Raw genomic sequence first — 21928 nt, 5'->3', positions numbered from 1 at the left:
CGTCAGGCCTCCTGGTACCCGGCCGTGATGGTGGCGATGATCTCCTCGCGGTCCTCGAGCGGCAGGAACGACCCGAGCGCGGCGTTGATCTGGAACGCCGCCAGGTCGTCGAGGTCGTACCCGAACGTGCCGGCGAGCAGCGCGAGCTCCTTCGACAGCGAGGTCCCGCTCATCAGGCGGTTGTCGGTGTTCACCGTGACGCGGAAGCCGAGCTGGTAGAGCACGTCGAACGGGTGGTCGGCGAGGTCGTCGCCCCACGCGGCGATCGCCCCGGTCTGCAGGTTGGACGACGGCGAGACCTCGAGCGGGATCTCGCGGTCACGGACCCACGAGGCGACCTCGCCCAGGGAGGCCAGCGTCGAGCCGTCCCCGGCGTCGGACAGGGCGACGTCCTCGAAGATGCGGACGCCGTGCCCGAGACGGAGCGCCCGGCCGTCGACGAGGGCCGACCGGATGGAGGCGAGCCCGTCCGCCTCGCCCGCGTGCACGGTGACGGGGAACAGCTCGGACGCCAGGTGGTCGAAGGCGGCGCGGTGGTTCGAGGCGGGGAACCCGGCTTCGGCACCGGCGATGTCGAAACCGACGACCCCGGCGTCACGGTGGCGGACGGCGAGCTCGGCGATCTCGAGCGACCGGTCGGCGTGCCGCATCGCGGTGACGAGCTGGCCGATGCGGATGCGCCCACCGGCGGCGTCGACGGCTTCCTCGATGCCGGCCTGCACGGCCTCGACCGTCTGGTCGAGCGTCAGTCCGCCCTGCAGGTGCTGCTCCGGCGCCCAGCGGACCTCGCCGTAGACGACACCGTCGGCCACGAGGTCCTCGACGAACTCGCGGGCGATCCGGGTGAGCTGCGGTGCGGTCTGCATCACCGACGTGGTGACGTCGAACGTCTTCAGGTACTCGACCAGGGAGCCGGAGTTCGACTGGTCGGCGAACCACTGCCCGAGTTCGGCCGGATCGGTGGTGGGGAGCGTCACACCCGCCGAGGCCGCGAGCTCGATGATGGTCGCGGGACGCAGACCGCCGTCGAGGTGGTCGTGCAGCGAGACCTTCGGCAGGTCGTTGATGACCGCCCCGGCGTCGGGCAGGCGGTAGGTCGGGGCGTCGGCGCTCATGCACCCAGGCTATCGGTGGTCGCCGCCGCCGCGCAGGCACCTGTGCACAACCCACAACGGAAGACACTGGAGGCTCCCCACAGGTGTGCAGGGAGCCTCCGATCGGTCGGGTGACCGGGTTCAGGACCCGATGCGCTCGCGCACGATCGGCCCACGTGCCGCGACAGCAGAGCCGGCCGCGCCGATGGTCCACGCGCCCTCGAGCGACTCCAGCGCGCGCGGGATCCGCGACGCGTCGTCGGAGTGCAGCGTCCAGAGCGGCTGTCCTTCGGTCACGGTGTCCCCCGGCTTGACGTGGAGCTCGATGCCCGCGCCGGCCTGCACCGGGTCCTGCGCGCGGGCACGACCGGCCCCGAGCCGCCAGGCCGAGACACCGAACGGCAGCGCGTCCTGCTGCGTGAGCACCCCCGACGTCCCAGCGGTGACGACGTGCTGTTCGCGGGCCACGGGCAACGCCGCGGACGGGTCGCCGCCCTGCGCCTCGATCATCCGACGCCAGGTGTCCATCGCGCGGCCGTCCGCGAGCGCGGCTGCAGGGTCGGCGTCGGGCAGTCCGGCCAGCGTGAGCATCTCGGTCGCGAGCGCCACGGTCAGCTCGACGACGTCGGCCGGGCCGCCGCCGGCGAGCACCTCGACCGACTCCCGCACCTCGAGCGCGTTGCCGATCGTCAGCCCGAGCGGGACCTCCATGTCGGTCAGCAGCGCCGAGGTCGCGACCCCGGCGTCGTTGCCGAGGTCGACCATGGTCTGCGCGAGCTCCCGGGACGCCTCGTAGGTCGGCATGAACGCCCCGGACCCGAACTTGACGTCGAGCACGAGCGCACCGGTGCCCTCGGCGATCTTCTTCGACATGATGCTCGAGGCGATCAGCGGGATGCACTCGACCGTGCCGGTGATGTCGCGGAGCGCGTAGAGCTTCTTGTCGGCGGGTGCGAGACCCGAGCCGGCGGCGCAGATGACCGCGCCGACGTCGGACAGGATCTCCATCATCCGGTCGTTGGACAGCGCAGCCTGCCACCCGGGGATCGACTCGAGCTTGTCGAGCGTCCCGCCGGTATGGCCGAGACCGCGGCCGGACAGCTGCGGCACGGCGACGCCGAACGACGCCACCAGCGGCGCGAGCGGCAGCGTGATCTTGTCGCCGACGCCGCCCGTGGAGTGCTTGTCGACCGTCGTCTTGCCGAGCGACCCGAACGACATCCGCTCCCCCGACGCGATCATCGCGAGCGTGAGGTCCTTGATCTCGCGCCGCTCCATCCCGTTCAGGAAGATCGCCATCGCCATCGCGGCCATCTGCGGGTCCTCGACGTAGCCGCGGGTGTACGCGTCGACGAGCCAGTCGACCTCGGCGGTGCTCAGGGCCCCGCCGGAGCGCTTCGTGCGGATGAGGTCGACGGTGTCGAACGGCTCGACGGCCATGTCAGTGCTCCTGCTGGTACGTGGCGAGGGTGCGCGGCCCGAAGGCGTCCGGCAGGACCTCGTCGATGGTGCGGATGCCGGAGAGCGTCTCGAGGAGCATGCCCTCGGTCGAGTGCTCGAACAGCAGCTGGCGGCAGCGCCCGCACGGCATCAGGGTCGCCCCGTCACCGTCGACGCACGTGAACGCGACGAGCTTGCCGCCGCCGGTCATGTGCAGCTGCGACACGAGGGAGCACTCTGCGCAGAGCGTCACCCCGTAGCTCGCGTTCTCGATGTTGCAGCCGGAGACGATCCGGCCGTCGTCGGTGAGCGCCGCGGCGCCCACCGGGAACGACGAGTACGGCGCGTAGGCGCGCCGCATCGCGGCCGTGGCGGCGTCCCGCAGGGCGCCCCAGTCCACGTCGTCGACCGGGAGGCCCGTGGCGGCGTCCGTCGGGGCGGTGGCGGTGACCCCCTGGTCACCTGCAGCGTGCGTGTCGGTCATGTGTCGTGCCTCCAGGCCGTCAGCTCTTGATGTACGGCTTGCCGGACGCGGCTGGGCCGCGCGACTGGCCGACCAGGCCGGCCACCGCGAAGATCGTCACCACGTACGGCAGCATCAGCAGGAACTCGCTCGGTACGGGCGAGCCGACCGCGCTGAGCGTGTTCTGCAGGTTCGACGCGAAGCCGAACAGCAGCGCCGCGAGCGTGGCCTTGATCGGGTCCCAGCGGCCGAAGATGACGGCGGCCAGGGCGATGTAGCCCGCGCCCGCCGTCATGTCCTTCGTGAACCCGCCCGTGGCGTCGAGCGTGAAGTACGCGCCGCCGAGGCCCGCGATCGCCCCGGCGAGCGAGACGTTCCAGAACCGGGTGCTCGTGACGTTGATGCCCACCGTGTCGGCGGCCTGCGGGTGCTCGCCGACGGCGCGGAGCCGCAGACCCCAGCGGGTCTTGAACAGGCCGAAGGTGACGACCGCGACGGCGATGTAGGCCAGGTAGACGACGACCGACTGCTCGAAGAAGATCGGTCCGATGATCGGGATCTGGTGGAGCACCGGCACCTCGAACTTCGGGAACCGGATGCCGATGTTGAGCGTCTGCTGGTTCGGCGACAGCACCTGCGAGTACAGGAAGCCGGTCAGGCCCGAGATGAAGGCGTTGATGACGACACCGACGATGACCTGGTCGACCAGGTACTTGATGCTGAACGCCGCGAGGACGAACGACACGAGCACACCCGCGACGAGCGCTCCGACGAGACCGACCCACGGCGACCCGGTGAGCGAGGCGATGAGCGCCGAGGTGAACGCACCGGCGAGGAACTGCCCCTCGATCGCGATGTTCACCACGCCGACACGCTCGGAGATCACGCCGCCGAGTGCACCGAAGACGAGCGGGACCGCGAGGCCGAGCGCACCGAAGAGCATGCCGGGGATGGTGATCGAGTCGCCGGCGACCGCCCACGCCAGGAAGCCGACCACGAAGACGATCGCGAACACCGAGGTCACCCAGAGCGGCACACGACGCGAGGCACGGGTCTCGACGATCGCGTACACCGTGGCGAGCGCGAGCAGCACGGTCACGACGATCCCGGTGGCCGTCGCCGGCAGCGGGACGTTCGGCAGCGCGAAGAAGTCGCCCTTCGAGGCCAGGCGGAGCGTCGCCGTTCCGGGACGGTGTCCGAAGCCGAACAGCACGAGCGCGAGCAGCGTGAACACGCCGTACCCGATCGGGAGCTTCCAGCTGCGGGTCGTCTCGACCGGGCGGTCGTCCAGGGGCATGCGCGGCGCGGCCGCGGTGGGGCTGAGGGTGCTCATGCGGCGACCGCCTTCTTGCTGTTCTTGCTCGTCTTCGTGCGCTTGCGGGCACCCGGCTGCGGGATCCGGAAGATCGCGCGGACGAGCGGCGGCGCCGCGATGAAGAGGACGATGAGTGCCTGGATGACGCCGACGATGTCGATCGGGATGCCGTTGGCGGCCTGCATCGCGTAGCCGCCGTTCTTCAGGACGCCGAACAGGATCGCCGCCCAGAACACGCCCCACGGCTTCGAGCGGCCGAGCAGGGCCACGGTGATGGCGTCGAAGCCGATGCCGGCGTCGATGCCCGAGGTGAAGCCCGTGGTGACCGCGCCCTGCACCTGGTAGGCGCCGGCGATGCCGACCAGGGCACCGGAGATGACCATGACCCAGATGGTCAGCGACGGGACGCTCATGCCGGCCACACGGGCGGCGCGGGGGTTCTCACCGATGGTGCGGAACCGGAAGCCGAGCGACGACTTGTTGACGAGCCACCAGACGACGACGACCGCGATGATCGCGACGATGAACCCGAGGTCCACGCCGTACCGCACGCCGAAGAGCTGCGGCAGGAGCGCGCTGTCCTTCGTGGCGGGTGAGATCGGGTTGCTGCTGCCCGGGGCCTGCAGCAGGCCCGGGGTGCGGAGCAGGTAGCTGACCAGGTAGAGCGCGACGTAGTTGAGCATGATCGTGACGACCACCTCGTTCGCGCCCGTCCGGGCCTTGAGCACCCCGACGATCCCACCCCAGACCGCGCCGCCGACGATGCCGGCGATGATCGTGAGCGGGATGTGGATCGCGGCGGGGCCGTCGAACGAGAACCCGACCCACCCGGCGGCCGCGGCCCCCATCAGGATCTGGCCCTGGCCGCCGATGTTGAACAGCCCGGCGCGGAACGACAGGGCGATCCCGAGCCCGGCGGCGATGAGCGGCACCGAGTAGTCGACGGAGCGCGTGAGCGGCCCGATCGCCTGCTGGAAGGAGTCCGCTCCGAAGTTGAACACCGAGCCCTGGAACAGCGAGGCGTAGGCGCCGCCGACCGCGGTGCCGATCGCCTGGAGCATGTCCGTCGGGCGGGCGAAGAAGTAGCCGGCGGTGGCACGGACGTTCTCGTCGGTCACCGCGATGAGGATGCCGCACGCGACCAGCGCGAGGACGACGGCGAGCACCGTGACGAGCACGGAGCCGTTCAGGATCCCCTGCAGGGCGGCGTGCCAGCGGTCACCACCGGCGCCGTTGCGGCGCTCGGTGTCCGCTGCCGAGTCCGTCATCAGGTGCGGGGTCGACTCGACCTCCTGCAGACGGTCGTCGGTGAGCGGGGCGTCCGCGGTGCCTTGCGCGGCCGGGGCCGGCTGCTGCGTGTTGTCTGGCGGTGGGGTGGTCACGCGGCCAGCTCCGTTCCGGTCGTGGGTGTGGCTTGGATCTCGCCGGCCGAACCGGTCATGCGGCCAGCTCCGTTCCTTCGGGGATCTCCCCGGCCATCATGAGGCCGAGGACGTCACGGGGGGTGGTCGCGGGGACGATACCGACGATGCCGCCGCGGTACATCACGGCGATCCGGTCGGCCAGGGCCACGACCTCGTCGAGCTCGGTGGAGACGACGATGACCGGCACACCGGTGTCGCGGGTGGCGACGATGCGCTTGTGGACGAACTCGATCGAGCCGACGTCGATGCCGCGGGTGGGCTGCGCGGCGACGAACAGCCGCAGCGCACGGCTCAGTTCGCGCGCCAGGACGATCTTCTGCTGGTTGCCGCCGGACAGCCGACCGGCAGCGGTGGTGCGCCCCGGGGTCCGGATGTCGAACTCCGCGATCTTCTCGTCGGCGAAGGCGTCGCGCTCGGCGGCGCGGATCGTGCCGGCACGGACGAACTCGGCGTGGTCGGCCCGGTCGAGCATCAGGTTCTCGGCGATCGTGAACTCGCCGACCAGGCCGTCCTCCTTGCGGTCCTCGGGGACGAAGCCGACGCCGGCGTCGAGCACCTGCTTGACGCTCCGCCCGGTGAGTTCCTTGCCGTCGAGGGTGATGCGGCCGGCGTGGACGGGCTCGAGACCGATGATCGCCTCGGTGAGCTCGGTCTGCCCGTTGCCCTGCACCCCGGCGATCGCCAGGACCTCGCCCCGGCGTACCGTGAAGGAGACGTCGTCGACGAGCACGATGCCGGACGGGTCGGTCACGGTCAGGTTCTCGACGACCAGGGCGTCGGCGCCACCGGCCGCGGGAGCCTTGTCGACCACGAGCGAGACGGCACGGCCGACCATCAGCGCGGCCAACTCGTTGTTCGTGGCGGTCGGCGACGCCTCGCCGACGACCTTGCCGAGACGGATCACCGTGATGCGGTCGGCGACCTCGCGCACCTCGCGCAGCTTGTGGGTGATGAAGACGATCGCGGTGCCGGCTTCGCGGAGCTGGCGCATGATGCCCATCAGCTCGTCGGTCTCCTGCGGGGTGAGGACGGCCGTCGGCTCGTCGAACACCAGCACGGATGCGTCGCGGGACAGCGCCTTGATGATCTCGACGCGCTGCTGCACGCCGACGGGCAGGTCCTCGACCTTGGCGTCGGGGTCGACGTCGAACCCGAAGCGGTCGGAGATCTCCTGCACGCGCTTGCGGGCACCGGCCAGGTCGAGCCGCCCGCCGAAGGTGGTCTGCTCCTGCCCCAGCATCACGTTCTCGGCGACGGTGAACACCGGCACGAGCATGAAGTGCTGGTGCACCATGCCGATCCCGGCGCGCATGGCGTCACCGGGGCCGTCGAAGTCCTGCACCACGTCGTCGAGCAGGATCTCGCCCTCGTCGGCGTCGTACAGGCCGTACAGGACGTTCATCAGGGTGGACTTGCCGGCGCCGTTCTCACCCAGGAGGCAGTGGACCTCACCCGGCTCGACGGTGAGCGAGATGTGGTCGTTGGCGACCAGGGCGCCGAACCGCTTGGTGATGCCGCGGAGTTCGAGCTTCATGTTCGGGAGTCTATTTCTGTCTCGCGTGCGCCACGCGGGCGCACAAGAACGCGGGCGAGGGAAGATCCCCCGCCCGCGTCCATGGGATTAGGACTGGGTCTTGACCTTGATCGAGCCGTCGATGATGCCGGCCTTCACGTCGTCGAGCTCGCCCTGCAGGCCCTTGTCGACCTTGGACTCGAAGTCGTGGAACGGGGCGATGCCGACGCCCTCGTTCTCGAGGGTGCCCACGTACGGGTCCTTCGAGAACTTGTCGTCAGCCGCCTGCTCGACGACGTCCTTCACGGCCGGGCGCATGCCCTTCTCGACCGAGGTGAAGGCGATGTCCTTGTAGCGGGGGTCGGCCTCGTAGAGGTCGCTGTCCGCACCGATCAGGACGGAACCGTTGTCGGCGTCCTTGATGGCCTCGGCAGCGGACTGGTAGATCGGGCCACCGACGGGGAGGATCACGTCGGCGTCCTGGTCGAGGAGCGTCTGCGCGACCGACTTGGCCTGCGTGCCGGCCTCGAAGCCACCGGTGAAGGAGCCCTTGCCGGTGTCGACGTTCCAGCCGACGACCTTGACGTCCTTGTCCTTCTGCTCGTTGTAGTACTTCACGCCGTCCGCGAAGCCGTCCATGAAGATGGTGACGGTCGGGATCTGCATGCCGCCGAAGGTGCCGACGACGCCGGTCTTCGAGTAGGACGCCGCGGCGTACCCGGCGAGGAACGCCGCCTGCGAGGTGTCGAACGTGATCGGCTTGACGTTCTTCGCGTCGATCGAGTTGTCGTCGATGATCGCGAAGTCGGTGTCGGGGTTCGCAGCGGCCTGCTTCTTCGTGGCGTCGGCCAGGTTGAAGCCGACGGTCACCACGAGGTTGCAGTTCTGGCCGATGAGCTGCTCGATGTTCGAGTCGTAGACGGTGGCGTCCTTCGACTCGGCCTCCTTGTAGGTGGCACCGAGTTCCTCGGCGGCGTCCTTCATGCCCTCGTAGCCGAGCTGGTTGAACGACTTGTCGTCGAACCCACCGGCGTCGGAGACCATGCAGGGGCGGAAGTCGGTCTTCTTCGCCGAGTCGGTGGTGGACGGCGCCGAGGCGCAGCCGGCAAGGACGGCGACGGTGCCGGCGAGCGCGAGGCCGCTGAGGACGACCTGTCGGGTACGAGATGTCACGGGTTGGTTCCTCCGGGGAGCGTGCCCGGACCACGTGCGTTCCGGGCGATCGTGGCGACAGTACACGACCGTCGGGTCGGTACAGGACCCGTTGCGGGGGTCCTGCGGATCGGTTACGGGATCGCGACCCCGCCGAAACGCGCCCGTAACGCGGGGTCGCGCACAGACCCCCAGTTCGAGGGGTTTGTCGGTGGAGCGCTACAGGACGTCGCCGCGGCCGCTGATCTTCAGCGCATCCACCACGCTCTTCACCCGTTGCGCGTTCGCGCTCGTGGTGACGAGCAGGGCGTCCGGGGTGTCCACGACGACGATGTCCTCGACGCCGATGAGCGAGATGAGTCGCTGGCTGTGCGAGATCACGATGCCGCTCGACGAGTCCGCCAGGATGCGTGCACCGTCCCCCAGCACGGCGAGGTTGTTCGGCCGACCGCCGGACTGCAGCTTGGCGAGGGAGGCGAAGTCACCCACGTCGTCCCAGTCGAAGTCACCGGGGACGACCGCCATGCGTCCGGCGGCGGCGGCCGGCTCGGCGACGGTGTAGTCGATCGCGATCTTCTCGAGCATCGGCCAGACGGCATCGACGACGGCGCCGCGGGCCGAGGTGTCCCAGGCGTCGGCGAGTTCGTTGATGCCCGCCAGCAGCTCCGGCTTCGTCCGGCCGATCTCCGCGAGCAGCACGTCGGCGCGCGCGATGAACATGCCGGCGTTCCAGAGGTAGTTGCCCTGCTCGACGTACGAGCGGGCGGTGTCGAGGTCGGGCTTCTCGACGAACGACTTCACCGCGTGTGCGGTCGGGGCGCCCGCGATGTCGAGCGCGACGGTGTCGGCGTTGATGTAGCCGAAGCCGATCGCGGGTTCCGTCGGGGTGATGCCGATGGTGGTGACGTAGCCGGCGCGGGCGACGGCGACGGCCTCGCGCACCGAACGGCGGAAGCCACGGGCGTCCCCGATGACGTGGTCGGCGGCGAACGAGCCGATGACGACGTCGGGCTCGCGGCGCACCAGGATCGCCGCGGCCAGGCCGATGGCGGCCGTGGAGTCCTTCGGCTCGCTCTCGAGCACCACGTTGTGGTCCTCGACGCCGGGCAGCTGCGACTCCACCGCGACCCGGTGCGCACGGCCGGTGACGACCATGATCCGCTGGTCGCCGGCGAGCGGCGCCAGGCGGTCCCAGGTCTGCCGCAGCAGCGAGGTACCGGAGCCCGTCAGGTCGTGCAGGAACTTGGGTGCGTCCGCACGCGACAACGGCCACAGGCGCGATCCGATGCCCCCTGCGGGGATGATCGCGTAGAAGTCTTCGAGAGCGTCAGCCACGCGCTCACCGTACCGGTCCCGCCGGGCGGATCCTGGGTGGTCTCCGCACGATTCCCGCATGCGGGCTCCCGCAGCGTCGGCCGCCGCGTTGTTCACCCGGCGCGCGCGTCCCGTTCACGTCGTCGGCCCCGCCGGGTCACGTCCCGCCCGGAGCATGGGCAGCACCATGAGCGCACGCAGCGTGGAGCGCGGCACGTCCCCCCGGACCGTCGCCGTCGTGACCGAGAGCTTCCTGCCCACCCTCAACGGCGTGACCACCAGTGTCCTGGCGGTCCTCGACCACCTGGAACGACGGGGCCACCGCGCGGTCGTGATCGCACCGGACACCCCCGGGCTCGCCCAGTTCCGGTCGCGCAGCGCCGTGGAGCGCTACCGCTCCTTCGACGTCCACCGCATCCCCGCCGTCGCCTACCGCCAGTTCCCGGTGGCACTCCCCCACCCGGTGCTCGACACGATCCTCGCCGCCTCCGGCGCCGACGTGCTCCACGCCGCCAGTCCGTTCCTGTTGGGTGGACGCGCGATCACGGCAGCCGGGAGGCTCGGCATCCCCTCCGTCGCCGTCTTCCAGACCGACGTGGCCGGGTTCGCCCGCCGCAACGGCCTGACCGCGACCGTCCCGTTGGTGCGGAAGATCCTCGGACGCATCCACGCCGGGGCCTCGCTGACGCTCGCCCCGTCGAGCGCGACGGCCGCGATGCTCGCCGAGGAGGGCGTGCCCCGCGTCGCCCGCTGGGGTCGCGGCGTCGACACCGAGCTGTTCCACCCCGCGCGCCGGTCGACCGGGCACGTGCGGACGCTCCGCCGCCGCCTGGCCCCGAACGGCGAGACCATCGTCGGCTACGTCGGCCGACTCGCCCCGGAGAAGGAGGTCGAGCGGCTCGCCGAACTCGGCGGCGTCCCCGGCATCCGGGTCGTCGTGGCCGGAGGGGGTCCGTCGCGGGCGATGCTCGAACGTCGGCTCCGGCACCTCGACGTCACCTTCACCGGCCCCCTGCGCGGCGACGCCCTCGCCGACGCGTACGCGGCGCTCGACCTGTTCGTGCACACCGGCCCGGCCGAGACCTTCGGGCAGACCCTGCAGGAGGCCCACGCCTCCGGCCTGCCTGTGATCGCACCGGCGTCCGGCGGCCCGCTCGACCTGGTCGCCCCGGGGCTCGACGGCGAGCTCTACGACGCCGGTGCTCCGCAGGCCCTGCGGCACGCGGTCCTGCGGCTGCACCACGACCGCGCGCTGGCGGAGCGGATGGGTTCCGCCGGACGGCTCCGGGTCGAGGGAACCACCTGGGAAGCCGTCGGCGACCAGCTCCTCGACCACCACGACACGGCCCGCACCATCGGCGCGCCGCCCGTCGGACGGGGCCTCCGGGCCGGTCGGGACGAGAAGGTCAGCGCCCGCGCATAGGATGGGTCGTGTTCCACACGAACACGAACGGCAAGGGCTCGCCGATCGGGCGAGCCCGTCCTATGGAAGGACGAGCTCATGGCTGAGCACACCGGCGGGGGTACGGCAACCGCGGTGCCCGACGTCTCGATCGAAGCCCCGCGGGCTTCTCGGACGCCACAGGGCACGCTCTACCGCGGTTCGATCGGGATGTGGTCGTGGGTCCTCCACCGCATCACGGGCGTGGCGATCTACTTCTTCCTGCTCGTGCACATCCTCGACACGGCGCTCGTGCGGCTCTCCCCAGAGGCGTACAACGCGGTCATCGGCACGTACAAGACCCCGATCATGAACCTCGGCGAGATCGCGCTCGTCATGGCCATCGTGTTCCACGCCTTCAACGGCCTGCGGATCATCCTGATCGACTTCTGGTCGAAGGGCCCGAAGTACCAGCGGGCCATGTTCTGGATCGTCATGGTCCTGTGGGCGGTGGCGATCGCGGGCTTCCTGCCCCGCCAGCTCATGAACCTCGTCGCGGACTTCAACTGAGGGGCACGGACATGACCACGCAGATCGTCGAACCTCCCCGCTCGGCCGCAGCCGCCCGCAGCACCACCAACTGGGAGAAGTGGGGCTGGATCTACATGCGCGCCTCGGGCGTGCTGCTCGTCGTGCTGATCTTCGGCCACCTCTTCGTCAACATGGTGGCTGGCGAGGGCGTCAAGCAGATCGACTTCGCCTTCGTCGCCGGCAAGTGGGCCAATCCCTTCTGGCAGGTCTGGGACTCGCTCATGCTGGTCCTCGCCCTCATCCACGGCTCGAACGGCATGCGCACGATCGTCAACGACTACGTGTCGAAGCCCGGCATCCGCAAGACGCTGCTCGTCGCGATCCTGGCCGCCTGCGTCGTGCTGATCGTCCTCGGGCTCCTCGTCTGCTGGACCTTCGACCCGTGCCCCGCCGGCGCGGCTGCCGCCGACCTGCCGTCCTTCTGCCCGGCGCAGTAGCACCACCACCGCCACTGCCCGCGTTCCCACCGTCTACGGAAAGACCCCTGTGACCGAGACCACCGTCCACCACCACCAGTTCGACATCGTCATCATCGGCGCCGGAGGCGCGGGCATGCGAGCCGCGATCGAGGCCGGCCCGAAGGCGAAGACGGCCGTCATCTCGAAGCTCTACCCCACCCGGTCGCACACCGGTGCGGCGCAGGGCGGGATGGCCGCGGCCCTCGCGAACGTCGAAGAGGACTCGTGGGAGTGGCACACCTTCGACACGATCAAGGGCGGCGACTACCTGGTCGACCAGGACGCCGCCGAGATCCTCGCGAAGGAGGCGATCGACGCCGTCATCGACCTCGAGAACATGGGCCTGCCGTTCAACCGCACGCCCGAGGGCAAGATCGACCAGCGCCGTTTCGGTGGGCACACCCGCGACCACGGCAAGTCCCCGGTCCGCCGGGCCTGCTACGCCGCCGACCGCACCGGGCACATGATCCTGCAGACGCTGTTCCAGAACTGCGTGAAGCTCGGCGTCGAGTTCTACAACGAGTTCTACGCACTCGACCTCATCATGGTCGACGTCGTCGGTGACGACGGCGTCACCCGCCAGCAGCCGGCCGGCGTCGTCGCGTTCGAGCTCGCGACCGGTGAGCTGCACGTCTTCCACGCCAAGGCGATGATCTTCGCGACCGGCGGCTTCGGCAAGATGTACAAGACCACCTCGAACGCGCACACCCTGACCGGCGACGGCGTGGGCATCGTCTGGCGCAAGGGCCTGCCGCTCGAGGACATGGAGTTCTTCCAGTTCCACCCGACCGGGCTCGCCGGGCTCGGCATCCTGCTGACCGAGGGCGCCCGCGGCGAGGGCGCGATCCTCCGGAACGCCTCGGGCGAGCGCTTCATGGAGCGGTACGCCCCCACCATCAAGGACCTCGCTCCGCGTGACATCGTCGCGCGCTGCATGGTGCAGGAAGTGGCCGAGGGCCGGGGTGCCGGACCGAACAAGGACTACGTGCTGCTCGACTGCACGCACCTGGGGGCCGAGGTCCTCGAGACCAAGCTCCCGGACATCACGGAGTTCGCCCGCACGTACCTGGGCGTCGACCCCGTGGTCGAGCCGGTGCCCGTGATGCCGACCGCGCACTACGCGATGGGTGGCATCCCGACCAACACCGACGCCGAGGTGCTGTACGACAACACCACCGTCGTCCCCGGCCTCTACGCCGCCGGCGAGTGCGCCTGCGTCTCCGTGCACGGGTCGAACCGCCTCGGCACGAACTCGCTGCTCGACATCAACGTCTTCGGCAAGCGCTCGGGCAACAACGCCGCCGAGTGGGTCAAGACCGCCGAGTTCCTCCCCCTGCCGGAAGACCCGGCTGCCGGCGTCCGCACCATGCTCGACCAGCTCCGTGCTTCCACCGGCACCGAGCGCGTCTCCGCGCTCCGCAAGGAACTGCAGGAGGAGATGGACAAGAACGCGCAGGTGTTCCGCACCGACGAGTCGCTCGCCCGTGTGACCGAGACCCTGCACACGCTCCGCAACCGCTTCATGCAGGTCTCCGTGCAGGACAAGGGCAAGCGGTTCAACACCGACCTGCTCGAGGCCGTCGAGCTCGGGTTTCTGCTCGACCTGGCCGAGGTCGTCGTGTACTCCGCACGCAACCGCAAGGAGAGCCGCGGCGGCCACATGCGCGACGACTACCCGAAGCGCGACGACGAGAACTACATGCAGCACACCATGGCGTACCTGACGGGCGACCCGCACTCGTCCCTCGCCGACGACCACATCACGCTCGACTGGAAGCCCGTCGTCATCACGCGGTACCAGCCGATGGAGAGGAAGTACTGAGATGACCGACACCCTGGTCTCCGAAGCACCCCGCACCGACACCGTGCAGGACGCCCCTCCCGGATCCTTCTCCGTCACGGTCATCGTCCGTCGCTTCGACCCCGACGTCGACGACGAGCCGCGCTGGCAGGACTTCGACGTCATGATGCTGCCGACCGACCGCATCCTCGACGCCCTGCACAAGATCAAGTGGGAGCAGGACGGGTCCCTGACCTTCCGCCGATCCTGCGCACACGGCGTCTGCGGTTCCGACGCCATGCGGATCAACGGTCGCAACCGACTGGCGTGCAAGACCCTGATCAAGGACCTCGACGTCTCGAAGCCGATCTACGTCGAGGCGATCAAGGGTCTGCCGCTCGAGAAGGACCTCGTCGTCGACATGGAACCCTTCTTCCAGAGCTACCGCGAGGTGCAGCCGTTCCTGCAGTCCTCGTCGGCCCCGACGCCCGGCAAGGAGCGTGTGCAGTCCGTCGCCGACCGCGCCCGCTTCGACGACACCACGAAGTGCATCCTCTGCGCCGCGTGCACGTCGTCCTGCCCGGTGTTCTGGACCGACGGGCAGTACTTCGGTCCCGCCGCGATCGTGAACGCCCACCGCTTCATCTTCGACTCCCGCGACGACGCCGCGAACGTCCGCCTCGACATCCTCAACGACAAGGAAGGCGTCTGGCGCTGCCGCACGACCTTCAACTGCACCGACGCATGCCCGCGCGGCATCCAGGTCACGAAGGCGATCTCCGAGGTCAAGCAGGCGATCATGCGGGGCCGGGCGTAGTCCCGGCTCCGTCCGAGGCCCAGCACCACGCCGACCGATAGGCTCCCGACCATGACGTTCGCGGACACCCGCCCCATCCTCGACCAGCTCGGCTACACGACCCGGTACGTGCAGCTCCCCGGCGAGACCCTGCACGAACCGCCGGTCGAGGGGGCGCTCCGCGTCGTCCAGACCGACGCCTCCGGCTACGCGCTCGAGGTCGTCGACTACGGCACGGCTCGCCGTCTCGCGCAGGCCACGGGTGAGGACGACGCGGTCGAGATGCTCCGCCGGTTCCTGAACCGTCCGTTCCCGGAGCCGCGTGACATCCCCCGTCACGAGCTCGAGGGACTCCGCGACCGCGCAGCGTCGACCTACCCGCAGCTCGCGCAGCAGGTCGCGCAGGCCGGCGAGCAGGGGCTGACCATCCAGATCCCGGCCGGTGTGCCCGTCGACCGCATCGGTGGCCCGGACGGCTACCTGCTGCACCCGCTCGACACCCCGCTGCCCACCCGGTCGCTGCCCCCGCACGTGGCGGCGTCGCCGGAGACCCACCGGTACGTCGTCGACCGGCCGTTCCTGGTGAACGTCCGCTTCGTCCAGCCGTGGTTCGAGCAGCCGGGCGGCGCGCTGCGCTTCCAGATCGCCGACCCTTCGGCCACCGTGCGTGACCTGGTCGTCGACGGTGCGCTCGTCCGTCTCCGGGTGGTCTGAGCTCCGCCGACACACGAACAGCCCGCCCCGCGCTCGACGCGTGGGGCGGGCTGTTCTCGTCCGTGGAGCTACCGCAGGTCGGGGCGGTCGTACTGCGCACCGGCCGGGTTCGACGGCAGGCAGCCGAACACGATCGCAGCGGCGCTGACGAAGAGCGCGATCAACCAGAACGGGCCTGCCAGGTTCGCGTCGTGCACGCGACGCCAACCGAGGGCGATACCCGGCACGATCGTGGCGAGCCACCAGATGAAGTAGAGCGCGAGCAGGACGAAGGCGAACGGCGACGGCGCGCTGTTCCCCGTGGGGTTGCCGTACTCGTCGACGGCGCCACTCGTCCCGACCGTCGCGAAGAGGACGGCGTAGAACCCGCCGAACAGCACGATCGTCACGATGGCGTTGGCGAGCACGAAGTACCAGAACTCGCTCCGGCTGGCGCGGCCGTCGAACCGGGCGTACTTCTTGAAGAACCGGGTGAACGCGTCGAGGAACCCGATGCCGTACCACGGTGCCCAGATCGGCGGGACACCGTCGGGCCCGAGCGGGACCGGCTGCGCGAACTGCGGGTACGGGTCAGCGTACGGCTGCGCGTACGGCTGCTGGTGCGGCTGCTGTCCGTAGCCCGGCTGCTGTCCGTACTGAGGCTGCTGCCCGTACTGAGGCTGCTGCCCGTATCCCGGCTGCTGCCCGGAGCCCGGCTGCTGCCCGGAGCCCGGCTGCCCCTGCTGCTGATCGCCCCCGGGCTGGCCCCACTGGGGCGTCCCGTCGTTGCTCATCGGCTCGAGTCGGGGCGGTCGTACCGCGCACCCTGCGGGTTCGAGGGCAGCAGGCCGAAGACGATGCCGACGATGCCGACGAAGAGCGCGATGATCCACAGCGCACCGGGGAGGTTCGCGTCGTGCAGGCGGCGCCATCCGAGGGCGAGCGTCGGGACGATGATCACGAGGCCCCAGAGCAGGAACAGGATGCCCGAGATGACGAAGAGTGCCGACGGGTCGGTGACGGTCGACTGGACGCTGGTGGACGTCGCGGTCGACGTGGACACGGTCGAGCGCTCTGAGGTGCCGATACCGATGCCGTACAGGATGCTGAGGACGACGAACACGATCCCGTTCGCCAGGTACCACCACCAGAACTCGCTCCGGCTGGCACGACCGCTGAACGTCGCGTACTTCTTGAAGAAGCGACCGACGGCCTTGCCGAACGAGATCCCGTACCACGGCGCCCAGAGCGGCGGTTCGCCGTCGGGCCCGGTCGGCGGCTGCTGGCCGTACTGCGGTACGCCGCCGTACTGCGGTGCGCCGCCGAACTGGGCGTTCGGCTGGTTGTTCGGATCCTGCGGGTACTGGTCGCTCACGTGGTCCCCCTCGAGTGGTGTCCGGCGTCTTCGTCCGAGTCAACCAGAACTCCTGAGGGGCCGTCAGAACCGGGTCCGCGCGTCAGCCCTGCAGCGGGCGGTCGTACTGCTGCCCCTGAGGGTTCGAGGACATCAGCCCGATGATCAGCGAGAACAGGATGCCGATCGGCGGGACGATGAACAGCAGGGCGAGCAGGCCACTGCGGTTCACGTCGTGCAGCCGCCGAACCGTCAACGCGATGAACCCGAGGGCACAGGCGAGACTCCACAAGCTGCCGAGGCCGTCCGAACCGTCGTCGACGAACGGCAGCACGTCGAACCCGCTGCCGATGATGCCGGCCACCGCCGAGCCGATGAGGTACCAGAGCGCCCAGAACCAGTACTCCGACTGGCTGGCCCGACCGTCGAACCGCACGTACTTCTTCCAAAACCGCAGGAACGCTTGGGGGAAGGGGATGCCGTACCAGGGCGCCCAGAGCGGCGGCTCGGACCTCCCACCACTCGGCTGCCCCGGACCGGGCCGCGCCGACTGCCCGTTCTGCCCGTACTGCCCGTACTGCCCCGGAGGCTGCTGGCCCCACGGCTGCTGTCCGTACGGGCCCGGCTGCTGCCCGTACGGGTCGCGGGACGGGTACTGGTCGCTCATCGGTGCGTTCCTTCCGGCGGGGGCTGTCGGTCCACACAGAGTGTGGCACTCCCCCGAGCCGGCGAGCGTCATCCGTGCGGACGACTCCTGTCCCGACCGTGCACCTGACCCGACCGTGCGGTCAGGGCAGGAGCGCGAGCTTGCCCCCGGGGTGCCCGGACTCCAGCAGCTCCGCCGCCGCCTTCGCCTCCGCCAGCGGGAACGTCCGCGCCACCGGGACCTCGAGGTGCCCGGCACCCGCGAGGTCGATGAGCCGCTGCCGCACGGAGTCACGGAACGCCTTGCTCTCCGGTTGTGCGCCGCCGATCGCCCGGATGCCGTCGGACTCCGCCCGGCCGGGCGCCGCGATGGTCACGATGCGCGAGCGGTCTGCGACGAGCGCGAGGGAGACGTCCACCGCCTCGTCGGTGCCGACGCAGTCGAGCGCCACGTCGACGCCGTCGCCCGTGCCGTCCGCGACCAACGCTCGGACCCGCTCCTCGAGCCCGTCCCCGTAGGCGATCCACTCTCCGCCGAAGTCCGCGACCACGTCGGCATTCCGTTCGGACGCGGTCCCGATCACCCGGGCGCCGAGCAGGCGGAGCTGCTGGAGCAGGCTGATCCCCACGGCTCCGGCGGCGCCGTGCACGAGGACGGTGTCGTTCCCGGAGGCCCGGGTCACCCGGAGCATGTCGGCCGCGGTGGTCCCGGCGAGGAGGAGGTTCGCGGCCTCGGGGAAGCCGAGCGAGGCGGGCTTCGCGAACACATCGCGCGCAGGCACCGTCAGTTCCTCGGCCCACCCGCCCTGGACGCGGAACGCGAGGACCTCGTCACCGACGGCTCCCCCTCCGGACGCGATCTCGGTGTCGGGCCCGATCGCGCTGATGGTGCCGGCGACCTCGTAGCCGACGGCGATCGGCAGGTCGGACGGGTCACCCTGGCGGGTGTGCTTCGTGTCGGCGGGGTTCATGCCGGCAGCGCGGACGCGGATGGTGACCTCGCCGGGGCCCGGAGCGGGAACCTCTGCGTCGGTGTACTCGAGGACCTCGCTGCCGCCGAACCGCGGTGCTACCCAGTGCTTCGTCATGCACCGGACGGTACGCGCTGCCTCCCGCAGGCTCTCGGGGTGCACCCCTCCGCGGCACCGCGGAGGAATTCGTCGCGACCCCGTGACGGACTGGAGGCCCGTCACCAGCTGGTGACGGGCCTCCAGTCGGGGAGACGCTGGCGTCGTCAGGCGCGCGCCTGGCGCACCCGGTCCGCGAACGCGGCGTGCAGCGGGTGCGCCGTGTCGAGCCCGGTGATCTGCGTGACCACGTCGGCGTCGGACGCGTCCGATGCCAGGAGGGCCTGCAGCTCGACGCTCTGTTCGTCGTCCGCGACGTCGAAGCGGAGCGCCGCGGCCATCGCGTCGAGGAGCGCGGTCGGCTCGGTACCGTCCTCGGCCAGCGCGGCGGCAGGCGAGACGAAGCGCTCGTCGCGCGACAGCTTGCGGAGCGGCTGACGGCCGACGCGGGTCACCGTGTCGGGCAGGTGTGGGTTCTCGAACCGGCCGATGATCGCCTGCACGTACGCGCGGTGCACCTCGGGGTCAAGCTCGTGCCGGCGGATGAGCAGGTCGCTCGTCTCGGCGAGCACGGACTCGAGCTCGGAGCGCACGGCGGGGATCGCGATGGCGTCCGAGATCTTGTCGGCCCCGGCGACGAAGCCGTGGTACGCGACGGTGGCGTGTCCGGTGTTCACCGTGAAGAGCTTGCGCTCGATCGACGCCGCGAGGCCGTCGACGTAGTGCGCGCCGGGGATCTCCGGCTCGTTCCCACCGAACGGCGTGCGGTCGATGGCCCACTCGTAGTAGGTCTCGACGGTGACGTCGAGTCCGCCGCCCTCGGGCTGTGCGGGCACGATGCGGTCGACGGCGGTGTTCGCGAACACGGCCTTGGCGAGGGCCGCGTCGCGGCCGTCCTCGGGCAGGGCCGCGACGATGAACTCGCGCAGCCGGTCGGTCGCGTTCAGCGCGTTCTCGCAGGCCATGACGGCGATCGGGGCCGCGTCGGCGTCGCGGACGACGAGCGCCCGGGCGATGACCGGCGCGATGAACCTCAGGACGTTCGGGCCGACGGCGCACGTGACGACCGCGGCGGTCGCGATCTCGGCGACCACGCCGTCCTCGTCCTGCGCGCTGTTCAGCGCGCGGAAGTTCGTGACCTCGTGGTCCTGCGCACCGGCCCCGACCTCGTGCACGGTGTACGAGTCGGCGGCGGCGAGGGCGTCGATGAGCGGTGCGGCGACGTCGGCGAAGACGACCTCGTACCCGGCCTCGTGGAGCAGGAGCCCGACGAAGCCGCGGCCGATGTTGCCGGCACCGAAGTGGACGGCGGTGCTGGTGCTCACTCGTTGACCTCGCCGAGGATCGACAGGATCGCTGCGGTGTCCTGGGCGTCGGTGAGCTTCTGGACCTCGTCCTCGTCGGAGAACACGATCGCGATCTTCGACAGGATGTCGAGGTGCTCGTTGTTCACACCGGCGATGCCGACGACGAAGCGCACGGGGTTGCCGTCCCAGTCGATCGGGCTGGCGTAGCGGATGAACGACAGTGCGGACGACTTGATGGCGTCCTTCGCGTCGTTGGTGCCGTGCGGGATGGCGAGGAAGTTGCCCATGTAGGTGGACACGCTCTTCTCGCGCTCGAGCATCGCCGGGTAGTAGTCGGCCGTGACCGCGCCCGCAGCCTCGAGGATCTCGGCCGCCTCCTTCATCGCCTCCGACTTGGTCGGCGCGGTGTCCTCGGTGTGGATGCGGATCTGGCTCTCCTGCAGGACGGGCATCGGGGGTTCTCCTTGTGTTGAGGACGAGATGGAGGGGACGGGTCAGCCCCGTCCCCTCCGATACTGCACTTCGTTACTGGTTGTGGCGTTACTGGTTCTTCAGCTGCTCGACGACCTGGTCGTACTGCGGCGCGTTCATGAAGTTGCCGACCGACACGTGCTGCGCGTTCGGGTTCTTCTGCTTGGCGCGGTCCGTCAGTTCTTCCTGCGTGATGATCAGGTCCTCGTCACCGGACAGGTTCGCGATCGCCTTGTTGGAGACCGTGACCCCTTCGATGCCCGCCTTCTTGATCTTGTTGCGCAGGACGCTGGCACCCATCGCACTCGAGCCCATGCCGGCGTCGCAGGCGAAGACCAGGTTCTGGACCTTCGTCGCCGTCGCCGTGTTCGCCGAGCCGACGCCGCCGAGGGAGGCCTCGGCCTCTTCCTCGTTGGCCGGGGAGTTGTTGCCGAGCAGGCCGGCGGTCGCCGAGTTGACGTCGCGGCCCTTGTTGGCCTGGAGCTTCGCCATGGCGGCGCTCATGTCACCGCCGCCGTTCGCCAGGTCGCGCTTGCGGCTGGCGAGCAGGAAGAAGGACGAGACCGCGAACGACACCGCGGCGGACAGGACGACCGACAGGATCACGCCGAGGAAGCTGTTGCGCTCGGTGGCGCCGAGCACCGCGAAGATCGAGCCGGGCGACGCCGGGGCGACGAGGCCGGACTGGAACGCCACGTTCGTGGCGACACCCGTGGCACCACCGAGGATGACGGCGATGAACAGGATCGGCTTCTGCAGCACGTACGGGAAGTAGATCTCGTGGATGCCACCGAAGAACTGGATGATGATCGCGCCGGGAGCGGTCGAGCGGGCGATGCCGACACCGAAGAAGGTGAATGCCAGCAGCAGACCGAGACCGGGGCCGGGGTTCGCCTCGAGCAGGAACAGGATCGACTTGCCGGACTCGGCGACCTGCGCCGCGCCGAGCTGGTCGAGCACACCGTGGTTGATGGCGTTGTTCAGGAAGAAGACCTTCGCCGGCTCGATGATGACGCTGGCGAGCGGCAGGAGCGAGTGCTGCACGAGGAAGTCCACCGCGGAGCCGAGGCCCTCGGCGATGAGCTTGAACAGCGGCGCGAGCCAGAAGAAACCGATCATCGCGAGGACGAAGCCCAGGATGCCGGCCGCGTAGTTGTTGACGAGCATCTCGAAGCCGGGCTTGATCTTGCCGTCCCAGATCCGGTCGATCTGCTTGATCAGGTAGGCACCGAGCGGGCCACAGATCATCGCGCCGAGGATCATCGTGGTGCCGGAGGCCCCGATGATGACGCCCATGGTCATGATCGACCCGACGACGGCACCGCGGGTGTCGTAGATCATCCGGCCGCCCTGGATGGCGATCGCGAGCGGGATCAGGTAGGTCAGGATCGGGCCGACGAGGCCGGGGTTGGCGACACCGGCCGTCTCACCGAACCCGCCGAGGACGCCGACGGGGGTCCACCCGGTCTCGATGAAGAAGGCCGTGATGATGCCCCACGCGATGAAGATCGCGATGTTGGGCATGACCATGCCGGAGAGGAACGTGCCGAACTTCTGAACGGCGACGCGTGCGCCGCCCCGCGACTTCGCGGGTGCGTCGGGCGCTGCAACGGACGACGTTGTCATGTGCGGTGACTTTCTGTGTGGTGGAGCTGCTGCGTGGTGATGGG

21 protein-coding genes are annotated in these 21928 nt (G+C 69.9%); 6 read left to right on the top strand and 15 right to left on the bottom strand.

Annotation, left to right across the window (positions count from 1 at the left end; genetic code table 11):
- Positions 1-2: 2 nt before the first annotated feature.
- The 8 genes from Q9R26_RS03255 to Q9R26_RS03220 form a co-directional block, all read right to left on the bottom strand.
- Positions 3-1115 (bottom strand): adenosine deaminase, encoded by a 1113-nt coding sequence (locus tag Q9R26_RS03255; protein WP_182065825.1) that lies wholly within the window; start codon positions 1113-1115, stop codon positions 3-5.
- 120 nt (positions 1116-1235) lie between these two features.
- On the bottom strand, positions 1236-2534 hold the full coding sequence (locus Q9R26_RS03250; RefSeq protein ID WP_209135078.1) for a thymidine phosphorylase: 1299 nt from the start codon (positions 2532-2534) through the stop codon (positions 1236-1238).
- Position 2535: 1 nt separating this feature from the next.
- Entirely contained in the window at positions 2536-3018 is a 483-nt protein-coding gene (locus Q9R26_RS03245; protein WP_182065823.1) for a cytidine deaminase, read from the bottom strand.
- A gap of 19 nt (positions 3019-3037) precedes the next feature.
- Positions 3038-4330: an ABC transporter permease gene (locus tag Q9R26_RS03240; protein WP_182065822.1), complete on the bottom strand. Its 1293-nt coding sequence runs from the start codon at positions 4328-4330 to the stop codon at positions 3038-3040.
- Complete coding sequence (locus Q9R26_RS03235) at positions 4327-5694, bottom strand: ABC transporter permease (RefSeq protein ID WP_311226522.1); 1368 nt, start codon at positions 5692-5694, stop codon at positions 4327-4329. Before Q9R26_RS03235 ends, Q9R26_RS03240 begins: the two co-directional genes overlap by 4 nt.
- A gap of 55 nt (positions 5695-5749) precedes the next feature.
- Complete coding sequence (locus Q9R26_RS03230; protein WP_311226521.1) at positions 5750-7270, bottom strand: ABC transporter ATP-binding protein; 1521 nt, start codon at positions 7268-7270, stop codon at positions 5750-5752.
- An 87-nt stretch (positions 7271-7357) separates the two neighbouring features.
- The gene (locus Q9R26_RS03225) at positions 7358-8422 is read right to left on the bottom strand and encodes a BMP family protein (protein WP_182065819.1); all 1065 of its coding nucleotides are present in this window, start codon (positions 8420-8422) and stop codon (positions 7358-7360) included.
- Between the two features lie 198 nt (positions 8423-8620).
- On the bottom strand, positions 8621-9736 hold the full coding sequence (locus tag Q9R26_RS03220) for a mannose-1-phosphate guanylyltransferase (protein WP_311226520.1): 1116 nt from the start codon (positions 9734-9736) through the stop codon (positions 8621-8623).
- A 166-nt stretch (positions 9737-9902) separates the two neighbouring features.
- Between Q9R26_RS03220 and Q9R26_RS03215 the strand changes: the two genes are divergently transcribed.
- The 6 genes from Q9R26_RS03215 (at position 9903) to Q9R26_RS03190 (ending at position 15435) form a co-directional block, all read left to right on the top strand.
- Positions 9903-11138, top strand: a complete 1236-nt coding sequence (locus Q9R26_RS03215) for a glycosyltransferase family 1 protein (protein WP_247737939.1) — start codon at positions 9903-9905, stop codon at positions 11136-11138.
- Positions 11139-11216: 78 nt separating this feature from the next.
- On the top strand, positions 11217-11666 hold the full coding sequence (gene sdhC / locus Q9R26_RS03210) for a succinate dehydrogenase, cytochrome b556 subunit (RefSeq protein WP_017888739.1): 450 nt from the start codon (positions 11217-11219) through the stop codon (positions 11664-11666).
- Positions 11667-11677: 11 nt separating this feature from the next.
- On the top strand, positions 11678-12124 hold the full coding sequence (gene sdhD, locus Q9R26_RS03205) for a succinate dehydrogenase, hydrophobic membrane anchor protein (RefSeq protein WP_027466446.1): 447 nt from the start codon (positions 11678-11680) through the stop codon (positions 12122-12124).
- Positions 12125-12173: 49 nt separating this feature from the next.
- A complete protein-coding gene (gene sdhA / locus Q9R26_RS03200; protein ID WP_259579412.1) occupies positions 12174-13967 on the top strand; it encodes a succinate dehydrogenase flavoprotein subunit in 1794 nt (597 codons plus the stop codon).
- A 1-nt stretch (position 13968) separates the two neighbouring features.
- Positions 13969-14742, top strand: a complete 774-nt coding sequence (locus Q9R26_RS03195; RefSeq protein ID WP_017888736.1) for a succinate dehydrogenase iron-sulfur subunit — start codon at positions 13969-13971, stop codon at positions 14740-14742.
- Positions 14743-14793: 51 nt separating this feature from the next.
- Complete coding sequence (locus Q9R26_RS03190) at positions 14794-15435, top strand: TNT domain-containing protein (protein WP_311226519.1); 642 nt, start codon at positions 14794-14796, stop codon at positions 15433-15435.
- Positions 15436-15503: 68 nt separating this feature from the next.
- Here Q9R26_RS03190 and Q9R26_RS03185 read toward each other — a convergent pair whose 3' ends face one another.
- From Q9R26_RS03185 to Q9R26_RS03155, 7 genes are all read right to left on the bottom strand, one after another.
- Positions 15504-16208, bottom strand: a complete 705-nt coding sequence (locus Q9R26_RS03185) for a DUF805 domain-containing protein (RefSeq protein ID WP_311226518.1) — start codon at positions 16206-16208, stop codon at positions 15504-15506.
- A complete protein-coding gene (locus Q9R26_RS03180) occupies positions 16205-16789 on the bottom strand; it encodes a DUF805 domain-containing protein (RefSeq protein WP_311226517.1) in 585 nt (194 codons plus the stop codon). The genes Q9R26_RS03185 and Q9R26_RS03180 overlap by 4 nt, the downstream gene beginning before the upstream one ends.
- Before the next feature lie 82 nt (positions 16790-16871).
- Positions 16872-17435 (bottom strand): DUF805 domain-containing protein, encoded by a 564-nt coding sequence (locus tag Q9R26_RS03175; RefSeq protein ID WP_311226516.1) that lies wholly within the window; start codon positions 17433-17435, stop codon positions 16872-16874.
- Positions 17436-17556: 121 nt separating this feature from the next.
- Positions 17557-18501 carry an NADP-dependent oxidoreductase gene (locus Q9R26_RS03170; RefSeq protein ID WP_311226515.1) on the bottom strand — a complete coding sequence of 315 codons (945 nt, stop codon included), beginning with the start codon at positions 18499-18501 and terminating at the stop codon, positions 17557-17559.
- 146 nt (positions 18502-18647) lie between these two features.
- Positions 18648-19805 carry a mannitol-1-phosphate 5-dehydrogenase gene (locus Q9R26_RS03165; protein ID WP_311226514.1) on the bottom strand — a complete coding sequence of 386 codons (1158 nt, stop codon included), beginning with the start codon at positions 19803-19805 and terminating at the stop codon, positions 18648-18650.
- Positions 19802-20239, bottom strand: a complete 438-nt coding sequence (locus Q9R26_RS03160; protein WP_182067233.1) for a PTS sugar transporter subunit IIA — start codon at positions 20237-20239, stop codon at positions 19802-19804. The genes Q9R26_RS03165 and Q9R26_RS03160 overlap by 4 nt, the downstream gene beginning before the upstream one ends.
- Before the next feature lie 88 nt (positions 20240-20327).
- Positions 20328-21884: a PTS mannitol transporter subunit IICB gene (locus tag Q9R26_RS03155; RefSeq protein WP_182066618.1), complete on the bottom strand. Its 1557-nt coding sequence runs from the start codon at positions 21882-21884 to the stop codon at positions 20328-20330.
- Between the last annotated feature and the right edge of the window lie 44 nt (positions 21885-21928).

This window comes from Curtobacterium sp. BRB10, assembly GCF_031844325.1.
GTDB lineage: Bacteria > Actinomycetota > Actinomycetes > Actinomycetales > Microbacteriaceae > Curtobacterium > Curtobacterium poinsettiae_A.
Note: the sequence above shows the minus strand (reverse complement) of the source record. Positions and strands in the feature narration are given on the sequence as shown.